Below are 13,678 nucleotides of genomic sequence, written 5' to 3'. Positions count from 1 at the left end.
TTCTGAAAATGAAAAAAATAGCCATAGTTGCATTCGCCGGGCTTTTACTGGGAACCGTATCCTGTAAGGAATCCGAGTTTGCCGAAGCCTACCCCGATCCGGCCAAAATTGCCGAGTCGACCGTTGAAAAACAATTTACCGGAGTACTGTACGCCAATCGGGAGTACGTTCTGCCGGGTTATACGCACTATTTTACAACCCTGCGGCTTTCGCTGAATCCGTATACCCAGGCGATTGGTCGGCTGAACCAGTCCGGTCTCTACGTTCCGGGTTCGGCAGGGGTCGAAAACGTGTGGTATAACTACTACAACATGCTCGCGCAGTACCGCGAATTGCAGAAAATCTACGCTTCCAGACCCGCCGATCAGCAGGCCGACCGGAAAATTTTCATGCTGGCGGCTGCGATCTACGTCTATGATCAGACGCAGCGGCTGGTGGATGTACACGGGGCAATCCCGTTCTCGGAAGCCGGGATGCTGAGTACGAATGGTGGTGAATACGCGTCTTCGCTGGCGAAATTCGATACGGCAGAAGGGATTTACGCTTTTCTGCTGGATGACCTGAAACGCATTGCCACCGAGTTGAACGGCATCACGCTGAATGCCGGGTATCAGAAATCGTTTCAGACGCAGGATTTCCTGAACAAAGGTGACATCACGGCCTGGAAACGCTATGCCAACTCGCTGCGGCTGCGGCTGCTGAACCGCGTATCGGATGTGGAAAGCATGAAAACGCGCTCCAACACCGAGATCGCGGAGATTCTGGGCAACGCCACCACCTACCCGATTGTGGAAACCAACGCGCAGAACATACAGATCAATGTTTTCGACATCAACACCGACATCAACTCGAAAGGGTTTCAGGGCGGTTTGGCATCGGACGGCTGGTACGGCAACACGGCGGGCAAGGCGATGATCGACCACATGAACACCAACAAGGACCCACGTCTGCCCATCCTGTTTGAACCGGGTCTGAATGCCGCCGGGAAGTTTATTGGCATCGATCCCCTGGCGACCGAAGCCGTTCAGGCCGCTCAGTACAATGCTGGCCAACTGGCGATTTATAACCGGTATACCACGAGCCACAACCAGTTTTTCCCCGGTGTGATCATCAACGCTGCGCAGATGAACCTGATCAAAGCGGAATATTACCTGCGGACGGGAAATGATGCTTCGGCCAAAACCGCTTACGAAACGGCCATTTCGCAGTCGGTGGAATTCTACAACAAGATTCTGTCGCTGACCAACGCCACCGGGATCACGGGTTCAACCATTCCGACGGCGGCAACGCCAGCTTCGGTTGCCGCTTACATTGCTGGTGACGGCGTAAGCTGGGCAAAAGCAACGACCAACGCTCAGAAACTGAGCCTGATCGCTACCCAGAAATGGTTGCACTACAACGTGGTTCAGCCCTACGAAAACTGGGCCGATCTGCGTCGTTTGGACCTGCCGGTTCTGAGCTTCCAGGTCGACAACGCCAATAACCAGACGCTGCCGCCGGTGAAATGGACGATTCCGGGCAATGAAATTACTTATAATGCGGTGAACTACGCGGCCGTAAAAGCAGCGGATAATCTGAAAACCAAGCTTTTCTGGGATGTGAAGTAAGGTTCGGTAGCTTAACGTAGATACTTGCAAAAGAGGCAGGCCCACGGGGTTTGCCTCTTTTGTTTAGTGACCGGCGGTTTTATTTCTTCCGGTTTTCCAGTACCAGCAGTTGTGGAAACGACAGAATGCCCTTGAAAATCAACTGGGTCATTTCGCCAACGGTATGAAAATAGGACCCCAGCACCAGATCCAGATCACCGTCTTTGTCGAAGTCGGCGGCTTCCAGTGTGAGCCATTTGCCGTGAGCGCCTTCCGGGGTAGTAGACGGTTTGAAGTTCAGCCGGCCTTCGTTGGACAAATACACAAAGCCCTGCTCGGGCTGGGCCAGATTGGAATAGAACGACGTGGCCGCAATGTCGAGGTCGCCGTCCTGGTCAAAATCCCGGGCGATGGCTTTACTGGCTCCGTAGAGCGGATAAAACCAGGCTTCCTTGAAGTTATCCTTCCGGTCGTTCAGATAAATCCGCACGCCGTGGTAATTTTTGTTGACGGACGAGTAATCCCAGTTGTCGCCATTGGTCAGCAGAATATCCTGAAAACCATCCTGGTTAAAATCAGTCAGTTCAAAATAGCTGGCACCGAACAGGGGCGAAAACTGCAACACGGTTTTTTCCTTAAACTGCCCGTTGCCCTGGTTGTAAAAAATAACGACTTCTTCCCGCGCCTGGGCCATCACGACCATGATATCGGGCTTTTTGTCGCGGTTAAAATCCGCAATCTCCACTTTTCGGGCACCGGGCAAGGCTTTCAAAACGTGTTCTTTGGTCGGCTCAAAACCGTCGTACCAGAACAATTTTCCCGCATTATTACCAAAACCGCAAATGACCACATCCTCTTTTCCGTCGGCATTCAGGTCGCCAGCGGCAAACTGCACCGGGCGGGGCAGGCCCCGGATGTTGATGGGGGAGGAACCCGGTTTGGACGCCCGTTCCAGCGTCATGAGTCGCCCGAGGTGTTGGTCAGACGGACTGAAAATGCCGATGGTGAGCAGGCGGGGAGCGGCATTTTTAGGAAAGTCAATATCCGTCGGGGCGGTATCGATCCACCAGATATCGTTCAGGAACGCATCGCCAGCTTGCAGCGGGTTGTCGAGCACATACAGGGCGTTCTGGGCATCGCCCACGTAAAGCCGGGCGGTATTTTTGTCATACTTCAGCAAAGTCGTTTGTGGAACCGGCTTATCGCCCAGCGCAATTTCCCGCGCTTTGAATAGCGGAAGCTGATTGGTCAGGGGCTGATAGGGTTTTTGCGGTAACGGTTCGACGGGCGCGAGACGTTCGTAATACCGCACAATTTCCGCCCACTCATCTGCCGAAAGCCGGGCGGTTTCGGGGTAAATACTCAGATGGGCAACGGCTTTTTCCTCCTCTGGCGAGAGCGGTTTTAAGGTATCCCGACCGGGTAGTTTGATGCCAAGCCGCATCGCCATGTTGGGAAGCACCCCCGTGACCCAGGTTTTTTTGTCCAGCAAAGCCGGTTCCGGAAACAGGTGGCAGCTTCCGCAATGGCGCATGGCCAGTTGTTTGCCAACGGAAATGGAATCGTCTCCGCCCGCAGTTCTGCGTTGAAAAGTTGTCTGAGCAGGCTTTTCTTCAAAGAAAGAAAATGACGATACCCAGAGAGCCATGAGAAAAAACAGACCGGTTTGAAGGAAAGGCATTCGGGAATGGTTTGCAGAATGAAAGTGGCAAATACGGCAGGAAGATAGTCTAATCCGGGTTTTGTAACGTTCCCGCTGCAAAAATTTAGGTTGTTAAATATTTTTTTTGACTTGTGAATGGCAGAATCAGAACATGAAAATTCCGGGACTCTTCTGCAATTCTGGGAAATCCCGGCTATAAACGTCGGTGATCCCGGAAATTTCTAAAGTACCAATCGGGAACGGGTTGAAGGTCAAAATTGCTGTCTTTTTATGGCTAAAGTGCAATAATGAGGTGGTTGAGACGGACATGCTGCGTTCCGGGTAATTTCAATGGTGAACAGTATAATATCAACATTAATTTAAAATTAATGACGGTATTATTAAATTTTTTAAAAAAGGAATATCTTTGCAGTTAGTCACCCATCGTACAGAATCTTCTGCCTGTTTTTTTATCTTTTTCAGTAATTTCTAGATGTTGAGTCGCTTTTTTGGGGCTATAATGGCCTGGAAATCGGCACGTTAACCTCCTGTTTTCCTACTTGAATCGAATGCGCTTTTTACTTATATTCACCTAAAACAATCCTAATAATGAAGTTTATGAAACAAAAACTACTTAAAACCTGCTTAAAGGTTTTTGTCTTTGCCGGAGCCTGGCTACTCTTTGCGGCTTCACCTTCATTGGCTGTAGATAAAGCAGTTACCGGAAAGGTGTCGGATGAGAAGGGGAACGGGCTGGCTGGCGCAACGGTCACCATCAAGGGAACGACACGAGGCACCAACACCGATGGAAATGGAAGTTTCCGCATTGTCGTTCCCGACGATAACGCCATTCTGGTGTTTTCCTATATTGGCTATGCAAAACAGGAAATTGCGGTTGGAAACCGCTCGAACATCGAGGTTCAGTTGCAACCCGGCGATGCATCACTGGAAGAAGTGGTGGTAACGGCTTTGGGGATTAAGCGGGACACGCGTTCGCTGGGGTATTCCGTGACGACCATCGATGCTTCTTCGGTCAACCAGGCGCGGGAAACCAACGTCATCAACTCCCTGCAGGGGCGGGTGGCTGGTCTGAGCATCACGCCCGGAACCGGTGGTCCTGGTTCGTCATCCCGGATCAACCTCCGGGGGGTGAGCAACTTCAGTGGTGGTAGTCCTTTGTTTGTCATCAACGGGGTTCCGATGGACAACTCCTCGCGCGGAAACGCCGGTGAGTGGGGCGGGAACAATAACGGGGACGGGATTGCCAACATCAACCCGGACGATATTGAAACCATGACGGTGTTGAAAGGAGCAACGGCTGCGGCCCTGTATGGTACGCGGGCGGCCAACGGGGTTATCCTCATTACGACCAAAGGCGGCAGCAAAAACTCCGGTCTTTCGGTGGAATACAACGGAAACATGCAATTCGATCAGGTGATCGATTTCACGGACTTCCAATATGTGTATGGGCAGGGAACCCAGGGCAAACGGCCAACCGACGTCAACAGCGCCCGCAACTCCGGGATTTATAGCTGGGGCGAGAAAATGGACGGTGCGCCCTACACCCAGTTCGATGGCAAACAGTATCCGTATTCGCCGGTAAAAGACAACATTGAGAATTTCTACCGGACAGCCGCCACGTTGACGAACACGGTGGCGATGTCGGGCGGGAATGAGCAGACGAGTTTCCGCTTATCCCTGTCGTCGATGGATGCCGAAGCCACGGTTCGGAACAGCGGCATGAAACGGAAAACCATCAACCTGAGCGTCAATCAGAAAGTGACGGAGAAATTCGATGTGAGTGTGATGGCCAACTACATCGATCAACAGGATAACAACCGCCCCGGTTTGAGTGACGCTCCCCAGAATCCGAACTACGGGATTATCCTGCTGGCCACGAGCTTCAACCAGAACGCGCTGAAACCCGGCTACGATCCGGTCACCGGCAATGAGTTGACTTTCAGCGATGATACGTATAAAACCAATCCCTGGTTTGTGGTCAATCAATACAGAAGTAAACTGGAACGGAAACGTCTGATTTCGGCCATCACCGGGAAATACCAGTTTAACGACTGGATCTATCTGCAGGGCCGGGTGGGTTATGACCTGATCAACGACGGCGGCTTTGGCGTTACGCCGTACGGAACGGCGTATTCACGGCTGGGTAGTGTCAGCAACAGCAAAGAACAGCGGAATGAAATGAACGTCGACGGTCTGCTGGGCATTAACCGGAAAATTACGCCGGATTTGGGCCTGAATGTGGCACTCGGGGCCAACCTTCGTAAAAACAAGTTTGAAAGTGTGGGCGTTTCAGGTGGTAGTCTGAGCATCCCGTACCTGTATACGCTGTCGAACACCCTGACGAAAGGGCAGTCGTACGGTTTTAACGAACGGCAGGTGCAGTCGGCATATTATACGGCGGATCTGGACTACAAAAACTTCCTGACGCTGTCGACGACGGGCCGCTACGACGTGTACTCCACGCTGCCAGCCGCCAACCGGGGTATCTTTGCGCCCTCGGTATCGGCCAGCTTTGTATTCTCGGAATTACTCAAAGTGCGTTCGATGGACTTTGGTAAGCTGAGAGCTTCGTATGCCCAAACGAGCGGTGAAGCCTTCGATGCCTATTTGACCAGCCAGTATTATTCCCTGGGCAATACCATCAACGGAATCCCGCAGGGTGGGTTTAGCTCCCAGTTGCCGAATCTCGACCTGAAACCGTTCCGCTTGACGGAGTTTGAACTCGGTTTTGAAACGAAATTTCTGCAAAACCGCCTGGGAATCGACTTTGCCTACTTCAACCGGGAAACCAAGGATGAAATCGTGAGTGGTCCACTGTCGCCCACCACCGGGTTTTCGTCGCGGGTGCTGAACCTGGGTTCGACCAAAAACACCGGGATCGAACTGTTGATTACCGGTACGCCCATCGTGAACAAATCATTTAAATGGGATGTGTCGTTCAACATCACGAATGTGAAAAACACGATTGTGGACATCGACGGTGACGGCGGAACCCAGCAACTCGGTTTGGGAACCTACCGGCCTTTGAACGGGAACATTGCCCACGTAAAAGGCATGGCGGCTGCACAGGTCATGGCGTATGACTACAAATACAATGCCAACGGCCAGGTCATCATCGGTGCCAACGGCGTTCCGGAACGGGGCGCACTGACGCCCATGGGCTCGGCTATTCCGAAAGTATATGGCGGTTTGAACAACAGCTTCAACTACGGAAATTTTGGGCTGTCGTTCCTGTTCGACTACAAATTCGGGGCAAAAGTGCTGTCGGCCACCAATCACTACTCCATCGTGGACGGTTTGCACAAGATGACCCTCGAAGGTCGTGAAACCGGCGTGGTAGCCTCAGGCGTACTGGCAACCGGCGAAACCAACACCCGGAACGTACCAGCCTATACCTACTATCCGGCGCTGGTGACCAACATCTCGAAACTGAATGTGTTTAACGCCGATTTCATCAAACTGCGTCAGGTTGTTCTGAGCTATCACCTGCCGGAAAAATGGTTCACGGGAAGCAAACTGCCGTTTGAAGACATTTCTTTGTCGTTGGTGGGCCGCAACCTGGCTACGCTGCTGAGACACACGGAAAATTTTGATCCGGAAGCAGGTTTCTCGTCCGACCTGCGTTATGCCGGAACGGAAGGTGCCCAGTTGCCCTCGACCAGAACGTTTGGTTTCACCCTCAATGCCCGGTTCAAAAAATAATTGAAAAACCATGAAGAAAACTTCAATCTATATAGCGGCTCTGTTGCTGGTTTGTGCGACAAGCTGTACCGATAAATTTGACGAAATCAACACCGACCCGACCCGGTCGAGTGAGTCAACCTGGGATCCGAATTTCTTTTTGCCCAACGCCCAGATGTCGTACATCAATTTGGGTTACGATGGGATTCTGTACCAAAGCACCTCGATGCAGGTTCTGGCGTCGACCTTTACCTACTACGGGAATGGTGACAAGTATGTAAACACCCAGAACTCGACCAGCTACCAGGGCAGCCTGTTCAGCCGGGCCTACAGCATCGGTACGGTTTTGGCCGAAATGATCAACCTGACGAAGGGGAAAGAGCAGTATACCAACCTCTACAACGTCGGCCGGATCATGCAGGCCATGAACATGCAGCGGGCCACCGACGTCTACGGCGATATTCCGTATAGCGAAGCCTTCAAGGTGAAAGAAGGAATTGCGAATCCGAAATACGATACGCAGCAGTCGATTTACACGGCCATTCTGACCGAACTGGAGCAGGCAACGGCGGCCCTGGATGCCACCAAGCTGAAACCAACTGGTGATTTGTACTACGCGGGTGACATCGCCAAGTGGAAAAAACTAGGCTATTCGCTGATGTTGCGGGCCGCCATGCGCCTGACCAAAGTCGACCCGGCCACGGCGAAAACCTGGGCCGAAAAAGCCGCTACCGGGGGTGTCTTCACTTCCAATGAAGACAACGCCAGAATCGTATCGGATGCCAATAATGCGACGTCCGGGATTTTCAACGTGTACCAGGTTGCTGATGATTTCCGGGAATTGCGGTGGTCGAAAACCTTCATCGACGCCCTGAAAACGACCAATGATCCGCGTTTGAGTGCCATTGCCGAAGTGCCGCAGCCGGGTCTGGCCAACAACGCGCTTCAGACGCTGGTAGGGGTCAACGATCCCGCTGTTCAGATTGGACTGCCCAATGGCTACGACCTGAGCGGAGGTGCCCGTGACATCAGAACGTCGGCGGGCTATCCGGGAGCGACCGGCACCGGCAACGACGTGGCACCCCTCGGGAAATACTCCCGGCCACGGATTTCGGTTTACCTGAAACGGAACGGCACGCTGGAAACGATGACCTATGCGCAGACCGAACTGTTGCTGGCCGAAGCTAAAGTGCGCGGCTGGAACGTGCCGGGAACGGCCGCCGAGCATTATGCCAATGGTGTAACGGCCGCCATGACGTCGCTCTCGCAACTGGATGCCACGGCCGCCATCACGCCCGCAGCCGCAGCCGCTTACGTTGCCGCGAATCCGCTGAACGTGACGTCGACGGAAGCCTCGCTGAATGCCATCAACACGCAGTACTGGCTGGCAACGGGCACGTACATGGACTTCGTTGAAACCTGGATCAACTGGCGCCGGTCGGGTTATCCGACACTGACGCCCGTCAATTATCCGGGGAATGTGACAAATGCAACCATTCCAAGGCGCATGATTTACCTCTCAACGGAAATCATCAATAACAAAGCCAGTTATACCGAAGCGGTTAGCCGCCTGACGGGTGGTGATTTGCTCACTGGTCGGGTATGGTGGGATAAGTAAGCTCAGGAAAAAGGGAAGGCTGCCGGGTGGTGCCTTCCCTTTTTTTATTTGTTTCAGAAATTACCTTAACTTCAACCTCTCCTGTTGAAGTTTTTCGTTTTTAGCTACCATGATAGTCCTCGGCTCGAAATATAAAGTATGCACATCCGGTTTTAAAAAAGTGTGGGTGTGTAAGGTAGGGCTACTGTTGTTGTGTCTCCCGGTTTCATTTTTGCAAGCCCAAACGACCCTGTTTCAACTCCTTTCTCCGAAACAAACGGCCATCGATTTCAGCAACGACATCGATGAAAACGAAAGCCTGAACGTCTTATCCTACGAGTATTTCTACAACGGGGGTGGTATTGCCGTCGGCGATCTAAACGGCGATGGCCTGGATGATCTGTTTTTTACGGCCAACCTGAAACCCAACAAACTCTACCTGAATCTGGGTGGACTGAAATTTAAAGACATCACCAAAACCGCTGCGCCGGGTTTGGGCGGTCGGTCGGGCGGCTGGAAAACCGGCGTCAGCATGGCCGACGTAAACGGCGATGGTCTGCTGGATATCTATGTCTGTTATTCCGGCAAAGGAGAAGACGATAAACGCCGGAACCAATTGTTTATCAACCAGGGCGTTTCATCCGATGGTTCGGTGCGGTTCGCCGAACAGGCCAGGCAATATGGTCTCGATGATCCGGGTTACAGCACCCAGTCGGCTTTCTTTGATTTTGACAACGACGGCGATCTTGACATGATGCTGTTGAATCACAATGTGAAGAAATACGACAACATGGAACTGGCCAAACTGCGGAACGAAGTGGATGAACTGGCCGGGAATAAACTCTACGAAAACCGGGATAACCACTTTGTCGATGTCACCAAAAAAGCGGGTATTCACCAGTATCCGCTCACGTTTGGGTTGGGCATGGCTATTGCCGATGTAAACCAGGACGGCTGGCAGGATATTTATGTCACCAACGATTACAACGAATCGGATTACCTCTACATCAACCAGAAAAACGGTACGTTCAAAGACGAAACCCAGCACTATTTCCGGCATCTGGCGCAGTTCTCGATGGGCATCGACATTGCCGATTACAACAACGACGGTCTGCCGGATATTATGTCACTGGACATGCTGCCCGAAGACAACCGGCGGCAGAAATTGCTGCAACTCCAGGAAAACTACGAGTCGTTTGAATTGATGGTGCAGCAGAAACTCTACAAGCAGTACATGCGCAATATGTTGCAGTTGAACAACGGCGACGGAACCTTTAGCGAAATTGCGCAGGCAGCCGGTGTTTCGAATACCGATTGGAGCTGGGCTCCTTTGCTGGCTGATTTTGACAACGACGGCTACAAAGATCTGTTTATTACCAACGGGTATTTGCGGGATTATACCAACAAGGATTTTCTGAAATACTGGGGTGATTACAAAGTGCAGAAAGCGATCAAACGCGAATCGATTCAGCTCATGGATTTGATCCGGGCCATGCCATCGACCAAATTGCCCAATTATATTTTTAAGAATAGCCGGGATCTGACTTTTGCGAATAAGCAAACGGATTGGGGATTTCAAACCGCTTCGATTTCAAACGGGGCGGTGTATGCCGATCTGGATAACGACGGCGATCTGGAACTGGTCGTCAACAACATCAACGAACCCGCTTTTGTATACCAGAACCTGAGTCGGGAGCAATTAAAAACGTCTTACATTCAGCTTAAACTGGTTTCGGCGGGTAAGAATAAACAGGCGGTAGGAGCCAAAGTAACGGTCTATGCCAAAGGCGGGTTGCAGTATCAGGAGCAACAGCCGGTTCGGGGTTACCTGTCTTCGCAATCGGCCCGGCTGCATTTTGGCCTCGATCAGGCCACGATGGTTGATTCCATCAAGGTGATTTGGCCCGATCAAACTGAACAAAAATTGACACAAGTGGCTGCCAATCAGTCCCTAACGGTTGTGCAACCGACCAGTGCTTCAAAATTCAGAATGGCAGTTCAGAAACACAAGCCCGGCATTTTTCAAAAAACCGATAAGATCATTTCCTTTCTTCACGAAGGCTATAACGAAAATGATTTCAAACGCCAGCCGCTGATGCTGTTTATGTATTCGCAGGTCGGGCCGGTTCTGGCAAAAGGCGATGTGAATAAAGACGGGTTGGACGATCTGTTTATTGGCGGGGATAAAAATACCAACGGCAAAATCTGGTTGCAGCAAACGGACGGAACTTTCAAGAAAATCGAAGAACTAACCATTGGGGACGAGAACGTTTCGGCGCTTTCGGCGGCTGTTTTTTTCGACGCCAATGGTGATGGCTTTGATGATTTATACGTAGCCAAAGGTGGCTATTCGCTGTTTGAACCCAACACGCCGTCGTTGCAGGATGTCCTGTACATCAACGATGGCAAAGGCAATTTAAAACTGATTACGACGGCTTTACCGGTGCTGACGACCAGCAGTAAATCCTGTGTTCGGGTGGTGGATTTCGACGGCGATGGCGATCTGGATCTGTTTGTTGCCGGACGGGTTATTCCGGGGCGGTATCCGGAACCGCCTGCGTCGTATTTGCTGGAAAACAATGGAAAAGGGCAGTTTAAAACCGTAAAAACGCCGTTCTCGACCGTCGGTATGGTTACCGATGCCCAGTGGGAAGATTTGGACGGTGATGGACGCAAGGACCTGATTCTGTGTGGGGAATTGATGCCGATTAAAGTATTTGCCAATACCAAAGACGGTTTTCTGGATAAAACCAGCCAGTATTTTCCGGAACAAGAAAGCGGTTTCTGGTTTTCGATCACGGTCGCCGACGTAAACGGGGATGGTAAAAAAGACATTATTGCCGGCAATCTGGGCGTCAATTCGCAGCTTAAATACTCGAAAAAAGAACCCGCCGAGCTGGTGTATGCCGATTTTGATAACAACGGTTCCATCGATCCGTTCTTCAGTTTTTATGTGCAGGGAACGTCCTATCCGTTTGTCAGCCGCGATGAGCTGAACGACCAAATCTTCCCCATGCGCCGGAAGTTTGGCTACTACAAAGACTATTCGACGGCAACCATCAACGACATTTTCTCGGCGGATGACCTGGCGAAAGCCAAAAAAATGACGGTTACAGAATGCCGTTCCGTCTGTTTTCTGGCGAAAGACGGCGCATTTGAAAAACAGGTTCTGCCGCTGCCGGCCCAATTTTCTCCGGTGACAAAATCTTTGGTCGAAGACTTCGATCACGACGGTTTTATGGATGTCCTGCTGCTGGGAAACAAATCCGATAATCGGCTGAAAATCGGCAGTCTGGACGCCAATTATGGCTGTTTGTTGAAAGGCAACGGGAAAGGCGGTTTTGCTTACGTGAGTCAACCAGAAGCCGGTTTATCGGTGATTGGTGACGTCAAAGCGGTGGTCGAATTGCAGGTAAAGCAACAAAAGTATTTGGTAATCGGGGCCTTCAACGAACCGGTTCAGGTTTACAAAAAATGATGGCAATGCGGTATTTATTCCTGCTTGGTTTCCTGGTTAGTCATTCGGTGCAGGGGCAAAAGGCCAAGCCGGATCTGGGGCGTCATTTGCAACCCACAATTTTCGCGGTGACGATGGTGATGATTCATGATGTGGCCAATCCGCCGGCTGCCAGCCGGTTTTATACCTACAGTTTATTGGGGGCGTATGAAATTATGGCGCAGCACAATACGGCTTTCACAGCCCCTGCGGCTTTGGTTCCCAGCTACAAAAAGATCGTGATTGAACCTAAAGGTCCTTACAACTACCGGATTGCTGCCCTTTTTTGCGTGCTGGAAACCGGTCGACTGATGCTTCCCTCGGGCTATATGCTGGAAGATGAGCAGAAAAAACTGATGGAAACGCTCCGGAAAGAAGGTTACGACCAGGCGGTTATCAACCCGTCGATTGCCGTTGCGCAGGAAGTGGCCAAAAAAGTAACGGCGTATGCAGCTACCGATAATTACCTGAAACTAAGCACCCGCCTGCGCCACCGCCCCGCCAAAGGTGAACAATTCTGGTATCCAACCCCGCCGGGTTACATCGAAGCCATCGAACCCCACTGGCGAACCATTCGCCCGATGTTCATCGATTCCTGCACCCAGTTTACCCCCAAACCGGCGGTCGTTTTCAGCAAGGATTCTACCAGCGAATTTTACAAACTGGCCTACGAAGTATACCGGGAAGGGAAAAATCTGGATGAAAAAAAGCGGTTTATTGCCTCGTACTGGGACTGCAATCCCTTCGCCATCAACACCTCCGGCCACATGTCGATTGGCTTTAAAAAAATCAGTCCGGGAGGGCATTGGATGAATATCACGAGCATTGCGACCCGGAAAGCCAGACTGGATTTTGACAAAACGCTCCAGGCCCACTGGCTGGTTGCCGCCACGTTGATGGACGCTTTTATCAGTTGCTGGGATGAAAAATACCGTAGCAACCGCGTACGACCCGAAACCGTCATCAACCGCTCCATCGATGCGCGCTGGCAACCGCTGTTGCAGACGCCACCTTTTCCGGAATACACCAGTGGTCACAGTGTCATTTCGACCGCCGTGGCCGAAGTGCTGACGTACCTGATCGGTGATAACTTTTCGTTTACGGACGATACCGAAGTCCTGTTCGAACTGCCCACCCGCGATTTTAAGTCGTTCCGGCAGGCGGCCGAAGAAGCGGCCATCTCGCGGCTTTACGGCGGAATTCATTTCCGCGATGCGATTGAGAATGGGCAAACGCAGGGAAAAGCCATCGGCAATTTTGTGGTCTCTAAAATCAAAAAAGCCGGTATCAAACCTCTGCTCTGACGCCCCTTATCGCTGGTTTGCATCCCTCTATTTTGCCTCAAATGCCCGCCTGCTGGCTGATCGTGTCGGCTTGTTCCAAAATATTCGCTGTATTTTTTAGAGAACTTATTTGACTTTGGGGGACCGGGGTTATTCAGGTTATCGCAATAATAATATTGCGTCCCTATAAATATAGATTTCGTAAAACTTGACCTTTGGAAAGTAATAAAACGTATTTATTTATTATCTATACCGTATTTTTTAAAAAAATTAACAAATAGTATATTTGCTTGCTAATTCAGTAGAAAGCCAAATATTATTAAAGCCTACACGCCATTTGTTTCCTATAAAGAAAGTAATTCATTATAATAA

Annotated in this window: 6 protein-coding genes; 5 read left to right on the top strand and 1 reads right to left on the bottom strand. The window is 51.1% G+C overall.

Going from position 1 to position 13,678, the window contains the following annotated elements:
* Positions 1-8 precede the first annotated feature (8 nt).
* Positions 9-1,607 (top strand): SusD/RagB family nutrient-binding outer membrane lipoprotein, encoded by a 1,599-nt coding sequence (locus FH871_RS13925; RefSeq protein ID WP_229317282.1) that lies wholly within the window; start codon positions 9-11, stop codon positions 1,605-1,607.
* Between the two features lie 79 nt (positions 1,608-1,686).
* Here the strand turns inward: FH871_RS13925 and FH871_RS13920 are convergent, their stop codons facing one another.
* Positions 1,687-3,267 (bottom strand): VCBS repeat-containing protein, encoded by a 1,581-nt coding sequence (locus tag FH871_RS13920; protein ID WP_138992045.1) that lies wholly within the window; start codon positions 3,265-3,267, stop codon positions 1,687-1,689.
* A gap of 579 nt (positions 3,268-3,846) precedes the next feature.
* On the opposite strand from FH871_RS13920, the gene FH871_RS13915 reads away from it, so the two are divergent.
* The 4 genes from FH871_RS13915 (at position 3,847) to FH871_RS13900 (ending at position 13,327) form a co-directional block, all read left to right on the top strand.
* Positions 3,847-6,951 (top strand): SusC/RagA family TonB-linked outer membrane protein, encoded by a 3,105-nt coding sequence (locus tag FH871_RS13915; protein WP_138992044.1) that lies wholly within the window; start codon positions 3,847-3,849, stop codon positions 6,949-6,951.
* Positions 6,952-6,961: 10 nt separating this feature from the next.
* A complete protein-coding gene (locus tag FH871_RS13910; protein WP_138992043.1) occupies positions 6,962-8,548 on the top strand; it encodes a SusD/RagB family nutrient-binding outer membrane lipoprotein in 1,587 nt (528 codons plus the stop codon).
* Between the two features lie 109 nt (positions 8,549-8,657).
* The gene (locus tag FH871_RS13905) at positions 8,658-12,005 is read left to right on the top strand and encodes a VCBS repeat-containing protein (protein WP_171062844.1); all 3,348 of its coding nucleotides are present in this window, start codon (positions 8,658-8,660) and stop codon (positions 12,003-12,005) included.
* Positions 12,006-12,010: 5 nt separating this feature from the next.
* Entirely contained in the window at positions 12,011-13,327 is a 1,317-nt protein-coding gene (locus FH871_RS13900; RefSeq protein ID WP_138992042.1) for a vanadium-dependent haloperoxidase, read from the top strand.
* Positions 13,328-13,678: the final 351 nt, after the last annotated feature.

This window comes from Larkinella sp. C7 (assembly GCF_006149005.1).
Lineage (GTDB): Bacteria > Bacteroidota > Bacteroidia > Cytophagales > Spirosomataceae > Larkinella.
The sequence above is the reverse complement of the archived record's forward strand: the minus strand, read 5'-3'. Positions and strand labels throughout refer to the sequence as shown.